Source organism: Streptomyces sp. NPDC037054 (genome assembly GCF_055606745.1).
Genome location: NZ_JBVJSJ010000001.1, coordinates 25857 through 40331 on the forward strand (window position 1 = coordinate 25857; position 14475 = coordinate 40331).

Below are 14475 nucleotides of genomic sequence, written 5' to 3' on the forward strand. Positions count from 1 at the left end.
TGTTGCGGCTCCCGGAGTGGTCTGGGAGGGGCCGTTCAGTCGGTGATGTACTGGTGCAGCCCCGGGACGTGCAGGGTGCCGCCGAACTGGCCGGCCTGCACGACCTTCACCTTGGTGAAGTAGATCAGCGGGATGTTCAGCGGCGGCGGGTTCTCCGGGCTGAACGTGATCGGGATCAGCCCGAGCAGGTTGCCGGAGATGCTCTCCGTGTACATCACGGTGTCGCCGTCGCGGATCGTGGACGTCGAGCCCTTGGCCGCCTGCACGTGGTAGGTCTTGCCGGACTGCGGGTCCTTGACGGTCTGGTGCAGGTCGCCGATGTCGGTGCCGTCGGAGATGACGTACTTCAGCACCTTCTTGGTGGTGCCGTTGGCCGTCTTCACCTCGACGATGCCCTTGTAGTCGGCGCCCTTCAGCAGCAGCGAACTGGCGTCCAGGTACCAGGGGTCGTCGGGCAGCGGGACCTTGTTGTCGATCCCGCCCTCGGCGTCCGTGGCGGCCGGGCAGTCGTCCGGGTCGGTCGTCGCGCTCGCCGACGGCGTCGGCGTCGGTACGGCGTCCTGGGCGTCCTCGGCCGCGTCGCCGACGGCGTCGGTGGTGTCCTTCGCCGCCTCGGACGCCTTGTCGGTGGTGTCCTCGACGGTGTCGCGCACCGTGTCGGTGACCTTGTCCGCGGTGTCCCCGACAGCGTCCTCGGCGTCGCCGTCGGACGAGGTGTCCTCGGCCGCGCTCTCGGAGGCGGACGGCGTGGGGCTCGGGCTCTCCGAGGCCCTGCCGCCGCCGAGGACGCCCTCGATGGCGTCGCCGATGCCGTCGAGCAGGCCGCCGCCGCTCTCCGACGGCGACGGGGAGGCCGTACCGGCGTCGCCGGACGTCTCCTCCTTGCCCGCGGAGGCGGACGGGGTCGGCTCTGCCTCGTCGTCGGAACCTGAATCCGGCGAAGAGGACGAGTCCGAACCCGAGTCAGCCGGGTCGGGGGCCTTCGTGGTCGCCGACGGGCCGGGCTCCGGCTCCTGCGACGGCTCCTCGGAGGCGCTCGCCGAGGGCGACGGCGTGGCGGACCCGGAGTCCTCCTTGCCGTCCTCGTCGAGGGCGGCGACGCAGTCCTTGTACTCGTCGACGGTCAGGCTGTTCGACGTCGGCTTCACGGCGTCGTTGTTGTCGGCGATGGCCAGCGTGGGGGTGAACCCCATTCCCATGAGCACCGCTGTCGGCATCGCGGCCAGGGCTATCGCCTTGCCTGCCGGCATGTGGAACCTGGTGAACAGCGGCTTCTTGGGTGCCGCGTGGCGCGGCCCGGTTCTCGCACGGGACGCGTCCACATCCATCCCGTGGGTCACCTCGTCAGCCGGCACTGTGCCTCCCGTTCGCCCCGTTGGCCGGGCTCGTTCCTGACAGATCGTTCGGCTCGTCCACCCCGTCGGCCTGCTGCGGGATCGCGGCGCCGGGCAGCGTGCCCTCCAGGGCGTCGCCCTTGGCCGGACCGCTCCCGTACCGCGTCTCGTGCTCGGGCGGCGCACCGTCGGCCCACGACACGGCCATCGCCCCGCCGATCAGCGCGAACAGGAACCCGATGAGGAACCCGCCCAGGTTGGACACGGGGATGGACACCAGCGCCAGCAGGATCGCCGCGACGCCCGCGAAGACGCGGATGTGCTTCTGGAACCACAGGCTGATGCCCAGCACGACGAGCAGCACGCCGATGATCAGGGACCCGGCGCCGGCTGTCGTGGCCATCGCCAGCGTCAGGTGACCGATCTGGAGGTTCGCGTACGGGAAGTAGGCGATGGGGAGTCCGCCGAGCATGACGAACAGGCCGGCCCAGAACGGCCGCATACCCCGCCAGGCGCGGAACTGCTGCCTCCGGCGGGTGAACTGGCCGATGGCGGCAGGAGTCTCGGCGCTCATGGAAAACAGCTCCCTAGAACGGCGTTGCCGTGGTGGTGAGGTGGTGCTTCGTGTGCGGTAAGTGCTGTGGGTGCTGTGCCCGCGGTGTGCTCGGCGTGTGAAGGCGCGAGCGGGTACCGCACGGGCGGGGGTGCCATCGGCTCCCCCGCCCGTCAGCGAGTGCTCAGTAGCACTCCTTGACACCCGTCGACAGCGACATCTTCAGGCCGCTGAGCTTGAAGGTTCCGGCGGTGGTCGCCCACGCCGTCTGCTTCACGTCGGTCAGCACGACCGAATCGGCCTGCTGCGCGAACCCGTACGGGTTCGCGTGGTCGCCCTTGGCGATGCCCGGACCCTTGTTGGCGTCCTTGGCGGCCACACCGATGTCGATGTTCTTGAACGTCGCGTCGGCGTTCAGGTCGGCGACATCGATGTACAGGTTCTCGGCCTGGACCGGCGTGCTGCCGCCGCCCGCCTTCAGGATGAGGCTGACGTTGCCGAGCAGCGGGACGTCCGGGGTGACCACGGACTGGCACAGGTTCTTGATCGTCGCGGACTTGAACGCCGAGACGGCGACGGGGTGAGCCGTCTTCTTGCCGTCGAGCGTGTAGCCCGAGTCGATCGCCCCGTACTGCGAGAAGCCCTGACCGTCGAGCCGCTCGGTCGTCACCTTGAACGACTGGCCGGAAACGCTGAACGACGCGGCGAGAGCGCCCTGCGCGAGGGCGACACCTATCGCTGCCGTGGCGGCCACGCTGGGCACCATCACGACGGCGAACCGCTTCCATCTGGTCCCGCCACGCACCTGGGACTCCATATTTCCTCCTTCTCGGACGTACATCTCCTGGCCCTGACTGCCCTTTGACGGCTCAGCCGGGCAGGGATGGGAGAAGTGCTACGTCCTCGGGAAGGAGAGCGCCCGCACTCGGTGGCGCACACAGCGCCCGAATCACCGGCGATCACCCCCGAGCGACAACCACTGGTCGCGCCTGACACGCATCACGCACAACCTTGCTGGACAGGCTTCGCCGTGAGGCGAAGACCCCCCTGCCCGAGAGCCGGCGCCACTGCCGCCGGCTCTGCTCGGTGGGGACCCAGGAACTCCCGCGGCCCGACCGGCTGTCGGGGATGCGGGATTGGACCGAGCGTGGCCGATCGTGGTGCATTCTCGTCGCCCGCACAAGGGGGTTCGTTACTCGCTAGTAACGGACGGATAACCGGGGGACGACGGAGAGATCCCGACCGGCGACGCAGGGTGTCTCCAGGGGCCCGGACAAAACTATTGATCGTTGGACAGATTCCGACAGATCAACGGCCTCGACTTACTCGCAGTAACAGCGGCCGCGATTACCAAGTTTTGGTAAAGCGCGGCCGCGGTGACCACCTCGTGGCCGTTCTTTCACCCGGGCGTCACGGCCCCGGGCGTTTAGGACCTGATCAGAACAAGGCCCTCGCGAGGGCCCGGCGGGCGTTGATCACCCGGGGGTCGTCGGCGCCCACGACCTCGAACAGCTCCAGCAGCCGCAGCCGTACGGTGTCCCGGTCGTCACCGAAGGTGACCCGCACCGTGTCGATGAGCCGCCCGAACGCGTCGTCGACGTGGCCGCCGACCAGATCGAGGTCCGCGGCGGCGATCTGCGCCTGGGCGTCGGACGGCTTGTCGGCCGCCTCCCGGCGCACCTTCTGCGGGTCGAGCCCTTGCACCCGCTGGAGCAACTCAGCCTGCGCCAGACCGAGTTTGGCCTCCGTGTTGCCCGGGTCGGCGGCGAGCACGTTCTTGTACGCCTGGACGGCGCCGCCGAGGTCGCCCGCGTCCAGCGCCTGTACGGCCGCCTCCAGCGCGGCGTCGTGCGGTCCGGCCGGCCGCTCCGGGGCCTCGGCCGCGCCCGGCTCGGCGTCGGGGTCGACGACGAGGCCGGTCAGGCCGAAGCGCTGCTCGGCGACCTGCACGAGCTGGTCCAGGGTCTGGCGGATCTGCTCCTCGCCCGCTGCGCCCTGGAAGAGCGGCAGGGCCTGTCCGGCCACCACCGCGAAGACCGCCGGGATGCCCTGCACCCCGAACTGCTGCATCAGCATCTGGTTGGCGTCGACGTCGATCTTGGCGAGGACGAAACGCCCGTTGTACTCGACGGCGAGCCGCTCCAGGACCGGGCTGAGCTGCTTGCAGGGCTGGCACCACTCGGCCCAGAAGTCGATGACGACCGGGACCTCGGTGGAGCGCTGCAGGACGTCGTTCTCGAAGCCGGACTCGTCGACGTCGATGACGAGATCGGCCGGGGAGACGGCCCCCGGCCCGCCGCCCTGCCGGGCCGCTTGGGCGCGCGCCTGCTCCGCCTTCGCCTTGGCCTCCTGGGCCGCCTTCACCGCGGCGAGGTCGACGACTCCGCTCATGGACATGTTCCGTGGCTGCATGCGTCTATCCTCCCCCGTCCGGCGCGCACATGTGAAAACCGCTGTGAAAGCAGGCCGCCCTGCTTGTTGTTGAGCTCGCGCTCGCGTTCGGCGCCGGGTCCCCACCCGCGCCGCGTGGCCGTCGCTCGCGGGTACGTCCGCCCGCTCGCTTTCGCTACGAGTCGTAGCGTAATGCCCTGCGGCGCCCGCCGGACAGGGTGCCCCGGTGATCTCTCTCACGGCCGCGCGGAACTGGCCGGATATGGTCAAAGGATGCAGAGCCGCACCCCCGCCAGTCGCACCGGACGTCCGCGCAGCGCCGCGGCGGACGCCGCGATCCTGGCCGCGACGCGGCAGGCGCTGGTGGAACTCGGCTGGTCCAAACTCACGCTGGGCGACGTGGCGACGCGCGCCGGGGTCGCGAAGACGACGCTCTACCGCCGCTGGGCGGGCAAGAACGAACTGGTCGTGGACGCGGTGGCGGAGCTCTTCGACGAGCTGCGCCTTCCCGACAGCGGCAGTCTCGCCGCCGACATCGAGGGCGTGGTCCTCCAGTTCGCGGCGATCCTGGCCCGCCCGGAGGCCCGCAGCGGCCTGATGGCCGTCGTGGCCGAATCCACGCGCGACGCCGCCCTGCGCACGCGCATCCGCGACTCGATCGTGGAGCGCCAGAAGCGTCTGGTGGTGGAGGGCAGGACCCGGGCGGAACGCCGCGGCGAACTCCCCCCGCCGGCGGACCCGGCGGACGCCGCGCGCACGACCGACCTGATCTTCGACATGGTGGCGGGCGCGGTGGTCCACCGAACGCTGGTCAGCGCGGAACCGGCGGACGAGCAGTGGGTGCGCGACTTCACCCGGATCCTGCTGACGGGCCTGAGGGCCGCGCCCTCAGACCCGTCGGCCCCCGCCTAGAACCCGGCGGGCTCGGTGTACACGCCCCACTCGTCCCGGAGCACGCCGCAGATCTCGCCCAGCGTCGCCTCCGCGCGGACGGCTTCCAGCATGGGCTCGATCATGTTGCCGCCGGACCGCGCGGCCCCGATCATCGCGTCCAGCGCGGCCCGCACCGCCGCGTCGTCCCGCGCCGCCTTCCGCTCCGCGAGGATCCGCACCTGCTCCCGCTCCACCTCGTGACTGACCCGCAGGATCTCCAGGTCACCGGTGACGGACCCGGTGTGGCAGTTGACGCCGACGACCTTCTTCTCGCCCTTCTCCAGCGCCTGCTGGTACCGGAACGCCGACTCGGCGATCTCGCCGGTGAACCAGCCGTCCTCGATGCCGCGCAGGATCCCGGAGGTGATCGGCCCGATCGGGTGCTGCCCGTCGGGGTGGGCCCGCAGCCCGCGCTCCTTGATCTGCTCGAAGATCTTCTCGGCGTCGGCCTCGATGCGGTCGGTCAGCTGCTCGATGTACCAGGAACCGCCCAGCGGGTCGGCGACGTTGGCGACGCCGGTCTCCTCCATCAGCACCTGCTGCGTGCGCAGCGCGATCTCGGCGGCCTGCTCGCTGGGCAGCGCGAGGGTCTCGTCGAGGGCGTTGGTGTGCAGGGAGTTGGTCCCGCCGAGCACGGCGGCGAGCGCCTCGACGGCCGTACGGACGACGTTGTTGTACGGCTGCTGCGCGGTCAGCGAGACGCCGGCGGTCTGGGTGTGGAACCGCAGCCACTGGGCCTTCTCGCTCGTGGCGCCGTAGACGTCCCGCATCCAGCGGGCCCAGATGCGGCGCGCGGCGCGGAACTTGGCGATCTCCTCGAAGAAGTCGACGTGCGCGTCGAAGAAGAAGGAGAGGCCGGGGGCGAACACGTCGACGTCGAGGCCGCGGCTCAGCCCCAGTTCCACGTACCCGAACCCGTCGGCGAGGGTGTACGCCAGCTCCTGCGCGGCCGTCGCCCCGGCCTCGCGGATGTGGTAGCCGGAGACCGACAGCGGCTTGTAGGCGGGGATGCCGGCCGCGCAGTACTCCATGAGGTCGCCGATCAGGCGCAGGTGCGGCTCGGGCTGGAAGAGCCACTCCTTCTGGGCGATGTACTCCTTGAAGATGTCGGTCTGGAGGGTGCCGTTGAGGACGCGGTGGTCCACGCCCTGGCGCTCGGCGGCGACGATGTACATGCAGAAGACGGGCACGGCGGGCCCGCTGATCGTCATGGAGGTGGTGACGTCCCCGAGCGGGATGTCCCGGAACAGCACCTCCATGTCGGCGGCGGAGTCGATGGCGACACCGCAGTGGCCGACCTCGCCGAGCGAGCGCGGGTCGTCGGAGTCGCGGCCCATCAGGGTGGGCATGTCGAAGGCGACCGAAAGGCCCCCGCCGCCGTTGGCGAGGATCATCTTGTAGCGCTCGTTGGTCTGCTCGGCGTTGCCGAAGCCGGCGAACTGCCGGATGGTCCACGTACGCCCTCGGTAGCCGGTCGGATACAGACCGCGCGTGAAGGGGTACTCCCCCGGCCAGCCGATCCGCTCGAACCCGTCGTACCTGTCACCGGGCCGTGGCCCGTACACCGGCTCCACGGGGTCCCCGGAAAGCGTGGTGAAGTCAGCGTCGCGCTTGCGTGCGGCGTCGTACCGGGCCTGCCAGCGACGGCGGCCCTCCTCGATGGCGTCAGCGTCCATGCTTCGAATTTACTTGGACGTCCTAGTAAATGTCGATGCCCGACAGCCGCACGGTCCTCCGTACGGCTGTGGATCAGGCCTTGGCGACCACGGGCGAACCCTCCGCGGTCCTCGTTCCGAGCTCGCGGCTGATGCCCCGCTCCACGAAGAACGCGGCCGTCGGCACGGTCCCGGCGAGCAGCACCCACAGTTGCTTCTTGACCGGCCACTTCGCCTTGGCGCCCAGGTCGAAGGCGAAGACGAGGTAGACGACGTACAGCCAGCCGTGCGCGATGCTGACGACGCGCGTGAAGCCCTCGGCGCCGTCCATCTCGAGCAGGTACTTGGCGATCATGCCCAGGCACAGCAGGATCAGCAGCACGCCGGTGACGTACGCCATGACGCGGTAGCGGGTCAGCACGCTCTTTTTCATGCGTTCGAGCGTAACCGCGGGTTCCGGGAGATCTTGCCCCGGGTCACTCCTCCTCGAAATCCCGCGCCGCGACGCGCAGGGGGCGGAGCATGGCGAAGATCTCGCGGCATTCCTCCGCGTCGTAGACACCCAGGCCGAAGTCCATGGCCATCAGGTCGCGGGTGGCCGACTCGACGACCTCGCGGCCCTTGCCGGTGATCGACGCGAGGGTGCCGCGGCCGTCGTTGGGGTTGGGGCGCTTGTCCACCAGGCCCGACCTGACCAGGCGGTCCACGGTGTTCGTCACCGACGTCGGGTGCACCATGAGCCGCTCGCCGATCTTGGACATCGGCAGCTCGCCGGACTTGGAGAAGGTCAGCAGCACCAGCGCCTCGTACCGCGCGAACGTCAGCCCGTACGGCTTGACCACCGCGTCGACCTCGGCGAGCAGGATCTGGTGGGCCCGCATGATCGAGGTGATGGCGGCCATCGACGGCACGCCTCCCCAGCGCTGCTTCCAGAGTTCGTCGGCGCGGGCGATGGGGTCGAAGGAGAGACTGAGCGGCTTCGGCACGCCCCAGACCATACCGGCCGGTCATATAGCGGTCAGCCCTGTCTCGCACTTCGACCATGTCGGTCCACTGCCCGGTTGTTCCCTTGTGCAACGATTGCTGGCGATCTCTCCCCATGTGTACGTCACCTCTGACCCAGGGAGCAGCATGCCCCGGCTGATCCACACCCTCGCGACCCTCGCGCTGCTCGGGCTCACGGCGGGCTGCTCGTCCGGGCCGGACGTCGACAAGGCCACCTTCGCCGGCTCCGCCTCCCGCAAGTCGGCCCCCGACACCTCCCCGTTCTGGGTCGACCCCGACAGCCCCGCGGCGCGGCAGGTCCAGGCCTGGCGGCAGGAGGGCCGCACGCAGGACGCCGAGCTGCTGAAGCGGATCGCCGACCACCCCGCCGCCCTCTGGCCGACCGGCGAATCGGACCCCGGGCCCCAGGTGCGGGAGGCGGCGCTGGCCGCGGACCGGGCCGGCCGGACGGCCGTCCTCGTCGCCTACAACATCCCGCACCGGGACTGCGGCCAGCACTCGGCGGGCGGCGCGCCCGACGCGGACGCCTACCGGCAGTGGATCGGGAAGTTCGCCGACGCGATCGGCGACGCCAAGGCCCTCGTCGTGCTGGAGCCGGACGCCGTCGCCCACATCGTGGACGGCTGTACGCCCGGCGAGTACCACGCCGAGCGCGAGCAGTTGCTGACGGAGGCCGTCGACCGGCTGGGGCGGCAGCCCCGCACGAAGGTCTACCTCGACGCGGGCAACCCGGAATGGATCAAGGAGCCCGGCAAGCTCGTCGCCCCGCTCCAGCGCGCCGGGATCGCGAACGCCGACGGCTTCGCGATCAACGTCTCCAACTTCCAGACCAACGAGGCCGCCACCGCGTACGGCCGCGAGCTGTCCAAGAGCCTCGACGGCAAGCACTTCGTCGTCGACACCAGCCGCAACGGCAACGGCCCGCTGGAGGGCTCCTGGTGCAACCCGCCCGGCCGGGCGCTCGGCACCCGCCCGACGGCCGACACCGGCGAGCCCGCCCTGGACGCCTACCTGTGGATCAAGCGGCCCGGCGAGTCCGACGGGACCTGCGAGGGCGGCCCGGCCGCCGGACGCTGGTGGCCGGAGTACGCCCTGGAGCTGGCGCGCAACTCCAGGGCGTGAGGGGCTCGTTCACTTCACGTGGATCCACTTGGCCTCGGAGGGCGTGCCCTTCGCGTCCGTCACGAACAGCATGTACCAGCCGGGCGGGACGAGGGCCCGGTCCCTGGGCACCTCGAACGTCACCGAGTCCCCCTTCTTCTCGACGCCGAGCTGGATGGAGCGCTGCTCCACGTCCGTGGTGTGCGTGACCGCGCTCGGCCGCATCAGCCGTGCCTTGACGACGCGTTCGGGGTGCGCCGTGCGGAACGTCACGCGGTGCCGCGCGTCGAGCGTCTTCGGACCGTCCTTCAGCACGGGGCGGTTGGCGGCGCCCGCGTGCAGCGCGGGCGGCGTGAACACCTCCATGCGCTGCTCGAAGTGGCCGAGCTTGGTGTTCTGCTGGTCGTCGAAGAGCGGGTCGGAGCCGAACGTGGCGACCCGGCCGTCGGGCAGCAGCAGCGCCTCCGAGTGGTAGTTGCGGCCCACCGTGGGCGCCGCGGCCTCGCGGAAGGTGTTGGACCGGGGGTCGTAGAACTGCGCCTTGAGGATGTTGCTGGCGCTGCGGCCCCGGTAGTCCTCGGAGCCGTTCGAGGTGAACACCGAGTCGTCCGGCATGATCACGCTGTTGAGGTAACGGGTGCCCTGCGGGAGGTCCGGGCCGTCCACGAAGGCCGGGTTGTCCTTCTTCAGGTCGACGACCGCCGTGCGCGGGGTCGACTTCTTCGACTCGCCGACGCCTCCGCCGCCCAGCACCATCACCTTCTGGTCCTGCGCGGGCGGCAGCAGCAGTGACGCCGAAGTCTCCAGCTGGTCCGGGTCCTTGAGGCCGGGCACCTTCTTGAAGGTGTTGGTCTCCGGGTCCCAGATCCCCGGCTCGCGCCCCTTGTCGGCCGGACCGTAGCCCGCGTTGGAGCCGGAGTAGAACAGCTTGTTGCCCTTGGTGAGGAACAACGCCGGGTACGTCGGGAAGTACCGCTTCGGGCCCGGCGTCCACTCCTTCGTCCTCGGGTCGTAGATCTCGTTGTCCCCCGGGTCGATCATGCCGACGTCGTCGAGGCCGGACACCGCGAGGACCCGGCCGTCGTCCAGGCCGACCAGGGTCGGGTACCAGCGGGCCTTGTCCATCGGCTCGACCGGCACGTACTTCTCGGCGACCGGGTCGAACTCGTAGGCGGCGCGGATCCCCTGGAAGTCCTGCTTGTCGAGGGTGATCTTCTCCGACAGGCCGTACGCGTTGGCCGCCGCCTTGCCCTTCAGGCCGACGATCTCGTACTGCGCCTGCTTCTCGGTGACCGACAGCGGGCCCTTCTCCACGGCCTCGACCCACACGCGCCGCTCGCTGGCGGTGACCTTCGTCTTCCACGGCCGCATCGCCCCGGACCTGTCGTACGTCACCTTGAAGGTGCGCTTGGCCTTCGGGACGGTGACGTCGAACTTGGTGACGTACTCGACGCCGGCGGGCGAGCGGAAGCGGGTGCCCTTCTTCAGGAAGACCGCCCGGTCGGGGCTCTCGTTCTTCACGCGCATGCCGCCGCCCGCGCGTTCCACCTCGCCGTCGAGGAGTTCGTAGCGGGCCGTGCCGCCGGCCACCAGCAGGCGGCCGTCGGGGAGTTGGGCGTGGCCGCTGCAGAAGAAGTCCTCCGGGGTGGGGATCTTCTTGAACGTGTTCTTCACCGGGTCCCACAGCACGGTGTCGAAGGACCCCGCGTCGAACTTCTTCTGCTCGTTCCCGGATCCGGCGACGATCAGTACCTTGCCGGTGTGCAGGAGCGCCGCGTGGATGGCGTTCGTGCGGAACTCCTCCGGGATGTCGACCTGGCTCCAGGAGCCGTACTTCGCCTTGTACTCGGGCTGGGCGATCTTGTACGCGTGGTACCGGTCGCCCGCGAAGTCCAGGGCGGCCGGGGCGTTGAGGCCGGCGAGGATCGCGACGCCTCCGATGCCCAGGACCGTCTTCTTGGTCCTGCTGGACGGCTGGGGGGCCATGGGCTAGTTGCCTCCTGTCGTGGTGCCGGTCACCGGTGAGGTGGCTCCTGTCGTGGCGAAGGCGGGCGCGTGGCCCTCGCCGACGCGGGCGCTCGCGGGCAGCGGGTGCACCTCCGGCTGCTCCGGCTGCTCGCGGCGCTCCGCCTGCCTGACGTCGGCCGCCGCCGGCCGCGCCCTGCGCTCCTTCAGCTGCGTGGCGAGCCACACCGTGACCGGCGCGAGGGAGATCGCCGTCGCGAGGAGCGCCCAGGTGCGCATCGCCGCGTGCGTGTGACCGAGGACGACCGACGCGGTGAGGGAGACGACGAGCAGCGCCGCCCAGGAGAGGTGGATGCGGAAGGTGAGCAGCCGGTCGGGGCTGGCGTCTCCGCCCTTCGGGGTGACGACGAAGCGGCTGGGCCGGCGCAGGACCGCCTCCGTGAACGACTTCAGGTAGATCGGCGCGGACAGTGCCGACATCGCCATGCCGGCCAGGCCGCCGGAGCCCTGCGGTTCGTGCGGGGAGACGTTGTGGCGGCGGTTCCACAGGTAGAGGCCGATCTGGAGGGCGGCGGCGTCGCTGTAGAGCATCAGCCAGACGGAGGCGGCGACCTGGGTTCCCGACGCGCCGAACCAGAGGAACAGGAAGCAGCTGAGGATGCCGAGGAACCAGTTGACGGCCGTCATCGGGTAGTAGACGAGCATCAGCGTGTACGAGAAGAGGCGGCCCGGGGGCATGCTGAGCGGGGCCTTCCAGTACTGCTTGATCAGCGTCTCGTAGGTGCCGCGCGACCAGCGCATCTGCTGGGTGAAGAAGTCCGTCCAGGAGGCCGGGCCCTCGCCGACCGCGAGCACGTCCGGGGTGTAGACGGAGCGCCAGTGGTGGCCGGTGCGGGGGTTGCGGGTGCGGTGCAGTTCGAAGCCGGTGGCCATGTCCTCGGTGATGGAGTCGTACAGGCCGCCGATCTGTTTGACGGCGGAGATCCGTACGACGTTGTTGGTGCCGACGAACATGGGGGCGCGGTAGCGGTTGCCGGCGCGCTGGATCAGGGCGTGGAACAGGAACTGCTGGGACTCGGCGGCCTTGGTGACCGGGTTGTGGTAGTTGCCGTAGACCTGAGGGCCGACGACGAAGGCGACGTCCGGGTCGCGGAAGTAGCCCATCATCCGCTCAAGGAAGTTGGGCAGCGGGACGTGGTCGGTGTCGACGGAGGCGAAGAAGTCGTAGTCGTCGCCGTGCATGGCGAGCCAGGCGTTGTAGTTGCCGTGCTTGGTGCGGGCCTTGTGGACGCCGGTGGGGCGGTTCCACTCGGGGACGCCGTGCCGGGTGAAGTGCCGGACGCCGAGCTCCGCGCACAGGGCCTTGGCGGCGTCGTCGTCGCCCTCGTCGAGGAGCCAGACGTCGACGGGGCCGGTGTGCGTGATCCTGCGCGCGCCCTCCAGGGTGGCGCGGACCATGCAGAGGGGTTCCTTGCCGGGGACATAGGTGGTGAGGAAGGCGACGCGGGTGCCGGGTTCGGGGACGACGGGGACGGGGTCGCGGGCGACCATCGTGGCGTGGGCGACGGAGGCGACGTTGACGACCATGAACAGCTCGATGAGGCCAATGGCTATGAGCATCGTGACGTCGAGGCCGACCAGCCAGCGGTCGGCGCCCTCGCGCTCGACCCAGTGGGTGGGCCACACGAGGTAGACCAGGAGGGCGCCGGTGAGGAGCGGGGCGAGGGCCATGAGGGCGACGGCCCTCATGCGGTGGGGCTCGCGCGAGAGGAGCGAGGTGTACTGCACCCGGTAGGCGTTGCCCGACGGCTGGGTGAGGGGTCCGGCGAGTCGGCTGTGGGTGTCGTAGTCGTAGCCCTCCGGCGGCACAGCGCCCTCCAGTGATTGAGGCGTGATCGAAGCACCGATACCCCTACGAAAGTGGAGGATTGTGGGTGTGTCGACCTGTGGGGGGCCAGGTGGGTGGGCGATACATACGGCACGCCGGGCCGGGCGCGGACAGCCGCGCCGGGCACGCGAAAACCCCGGCCCCTTCGCGGGACCGGGGTTCGTCGTCGACCGGGGTGGGCCGGCGAGCGGCGCTACTCGGACGACAGGTGGCGTTCCACCGTTTCGACCTTGGAGGTCAGGCCGTCCGTCACGCCGGGGCGGACGTCCGCCTTGAGGACCAGGGAGACCCGCGGCGCCCGCCGCTCCACCGCCTCGACGGCCCGCTTCACGACGTCCATGACCTCGTCCCACTCGCCCTCCACGGACGTGAACATCGCGTCCGTGCGGTTCGGCAGGCCCGACTCGCGGACGACCCGCACGGCGTCGGCGACGTACTCCCCCACGTCCTCGCCGACGCCCAGCGGCGTCACGGAGAAGGCGACGATCATGCGCCGACCACGCCCTCCTTGCGGGCGCGGGACGCGATGACCGCGTTCTCGGCCTCGCGGCGCAGGCGGCGGTCGGCGACGAAGCCGCCGGCCGGGAGGACCGACAGGACGAAGTACAGCGCGGCGTCCTTCAGCGGCCACTTGGCGCGGTTCCAGGCGTCCGCCCAGAAGACCACGTAGAGGACGAAGAGCGCGCCGTGGATCGCGCCCATCACCGGCACCGCGTTGAAGTCGGTGGTCCGCTTCAGTACGGAGCAGACGAGCAGCAGCAGGAACGAGACCGCCTCGGGCGTCGAGACCAGGCGGAGGCGGCGGAGGGCGGTGGCGGTCTTGATGTCCACGGGTCGGGTCACCTTCGGTGGGAGAGACGTCGGCAGGCTTGTGAACGGGTGCACAAGCCGCGGTCCATTGTGGCAAACGGGAGCGGGGCGTTTCCGAGGGGGGTTGTCTCGGCCCTTAGGGGTTCGGTTCCTTCTGAGGCATCTGTCCTCCGACGGGACCTTCGGGCTACCGTCACTGCCGTGGCGATGTTCCGACTTCAGAGCAGCAGGGTGCTCGCCGTCGACCTGACCGGGGACGCCGTGAAGGCGAAGAACGGCTCCATGGTCGCGTACGACGGGCAGATGGCCTTCAAGAAGCTGAGCGGCGGCGGTGAGGGCGTGCGGGGGATGGTGACCCGGCGGCTCACCGGCGAGCAGATGACGGTGATGGAGGTGAAGGGGCAGGGGACCTGCTGGTTCGCGGACAGTGCCGCCGAGATCAACTTGGTCGGTCTGCACGGCGACAAGCTGTACGTCGAGTCGAGCAACCTGCTCGCGACGGACGCCGGGCTGCGCACCGGGACGTCGTTCACGGGGCTGCGCGGCGCCTCGCAGGGCAACGGGCTGTTCACCACCACCGTCGAGGGCACCGGGCAGGCGGCGATCACGTCGGTGGGGCCCGCGGTCGTGCTGCGCGTCAGCCCGCAGTACCCGCTCACGGTGGACCCGGGGGCGTACATCGCGCACCAGGGCAATCTCCAGCAGAGCTTCCAGTCCGGTGTGACGTTCCGCACGTTCCTCGGGGAAGGCGGCGGCGAGGCCTTCCAGATCCGGTTCGAGGGGGACGGCCTGGTGTACGTGCAGCCGAGCGAGCGGGACACGATCGCGGGTGAGGTGTGA

General features: G+C 70.2%; 14 protein-coding genes. 3 read left to right on the forward strand and 11 right to left on the reverse strand.

The window, feature by feature from the left end; translation table 11 throughout:
* Positions 1 to 35: 35 nt before the first annotated feature.
* The 4 genes from ACZ7D7_RS00120 to ACZ7D7_RS00135 all read right to left on the reverse strand — a co-directional run bounded on the left by ACZ7D7_RS00120 (position 36) and on the right by ACZ7D7_RS00135 (position 4299).
* Positions 36 to 1355: a hypothetical protein gene (locus tag ACZ7D7_RS00120; RefSeq protein ID WP_470821073.1), complete on the reverse strand. Its 1320-nt coding sequence runs from the start codon at positions 1353 to 1355 to the stop codon at positions 36 to 38.
* The gene (locus ACZ7D7_RS00125) at positions 1345 to 1908 is read right to left on the reverse strand and encodes a DUF6114 domain-containing protein (RefSeq protein WP_470821075.1); all 564 of its coding nucleotides are present in this window, start codon (positions 1906 to 1908) and stop codon (positions 1345 to 1347) included. The genes ACZ7D7_RS00120 and ACZ7D7_RS00125 overlap by 11 nt, the downstream gene beginning before the upstream one ends.
* A gap of 163 nt (positions 1909 to 2071) precedes the next feature.
* A complete protein-coding gene (locus ACZ7D7_RS00130; RefSeq protein WP_470821076.1) occupies positions 2072 to 2704 on the reverse strand; it encodes a DUF6230 family protein in 633 nt (210 codons plus the stop codon).
* 620 nt (positions 2705 to 3324) lie between these two features.
* Positions 3325 to 4299, reverse strand: coding sequence for a tetratricopeptide repeat protein (locus tag ACZ7D7_RS00135; protein WP_470821078.1), 975 nt, complete (start codon positions 4297 to 4299; stop codon positions 3325 to 3327).
* A gap of 252 nt (positions 4300 to 4551) precedes the next feature.
* Between ACZ7D7_RS00135 and ACZ7D7_RS00140 the strand changes: the two genes are divergently transcribed.
* A complete protein-coding gene (locus tag ACZ7D7_RS00140; protein WP_470821079.1) occupies positions 4552 to 5190 on the forward strand; it encodes a TetR/AcrR family transcriptional regulator in 639 nt (212 codons plus the stop codon).
* On the opposite strand, the gene ACZ7D7_RS00145 is transcribed toward ACZ7D7_RS00140, so the two are convergent.
* The 3 genes from ACZ7D7_RS00145 to ACZ7D7_RS00155 all read right to left on the reverse strand — a co-directional run bounded on the left by ACZ7D7_RS00145 (position 5187) and on the right by ACZ7D7_RS00155 (position 7852).
* Positions 5187 to 6887 (reverse strand): acyl-CoA mutase large subunit family protein, encoded by a 1701-nt coding sequence (locus ACZ7D7_RS00145; protein ID WP_470821081.1) that lies wholly within the window; start codon positions 6885 to 6887, stop codon positions 5187 to 5189. The two genes, ACZ7D7_RS00140 and ACZ7D7_RS00145, sit on opposite strands and share 4 nt — an antisense overlap.
* A 73-nt stretch (positions 6888 to 6960) precedes the next feature.
* Positions 6961 to 7299 carry a DUF3817 domain-containing protein gene (locus ACZ7D7_RS00150; RefSeq protein ID WP_470821083.1) on the reverse strand — a complete coding sequence of 113 codons (339 nt, stop codon included), beginning with the start codon at positions 7297 to 7299 and terminating at the stop codon, positions 6961 to 6963.
* Between the two features lie 43 nt (positions 7300 to 7342).
* Entirely contained in the window at positions 7343 to 7852 is a 510-nt protein-coding gene (locus ACZ7D7_RS00155) for a MarR family winged helix-turn-helix transcriptional regulator (protein WP_470821085.1), read from the reverse strand.
* Positions 7853 to 7997: 145 nt separating this feature from the next.
* Between ACZ7D7_RS00155 and ACZ7D7_RS00160 the strand changes: the two genes are divergently transcribed.
* On the forward strand, positions 7998 to 8993 hold the full coding sequence (locus ACZ7D7_RS00160) for a glycoside hydrolase family 6 protein (protein WP_470821086.1): 996 nt from the start codon (positions 7998 to 8000) through the stop codon (positions 8991 to 8993).
* 9 nt (positions 8994 to 9002) lie between these two features.
* On the opposite strand, the gene glxA is transcribed toward ACZ7D7_RS00160, so the two are convergent.
* The 4 genes from glxA to ACZ7D7_RS00180 form a co-directional block, all read right to left on the reverse strand.
* Positions 9003 to 10958 (reverse strand): radical copper oxidase GlxA, encoded by a 1956-nt coding sequence (gene glxA, locus ACZ7D7_RS00165; protein WP_470821088.1) that lies wholly within the window; start codon positions 10956 to 10958, stop codon positions 9003 to 9005.
* 3 nt (positions 10959 to 10961) lie between these two features.
* The gene (locus tag ACZ7D7_RS00170) at positions 10962 to 12806 is read right to left on the reverse strand and encodes a glycosyltransferase family 2 protein (protein WP_470821089.1); all 1845 of its coding nucleotides are present in this window, start codon (positions 12804 to 12806) and stop codon (positions 10962 to 10964) included.
* Positions 12807 to 13018: 212 nt separating this feature from the next.
* Positions 13019 to 13315: an MTH1187 family thiamine-binding protein gene (locus ACZ7D7_RS00175; RefSeq protein WP_470821090.1), complete on the reverse strand. Its 297-nt coding sequence runs from the start codon at positions 13313 to 13315 to the stop codon at positions 13019 to 13021.
* Entirely contained in the window at positions 13312 to 13656 is a 345-nt protein-coding gene (locus ACZ7D7_RS00180; RefSeq protein ID WP_470821092.1) for a DUF3817 domain-containing protein, read from the reverse strand. Before ACZ7D7_RS00180 ends, ACZ7D7_RS00175 begins: the two co-directional genes overlap by 4 nt.
* Positions 13657 to 13842: 186 nt before the next feature.
* Between ACZ7D7_RS00180 and ACZ7D7_RS00185 the strand changes: the two genes are divergently transcribed.
* A complete protein-coding gene (locus tag ACZ7D7_RS00185; protein ID WP_470822391.1) occupies positions 13843 to 14475 on the forward strand; it encodes an AIM24 family protein in 633 nt (210 codons plus the stop codon).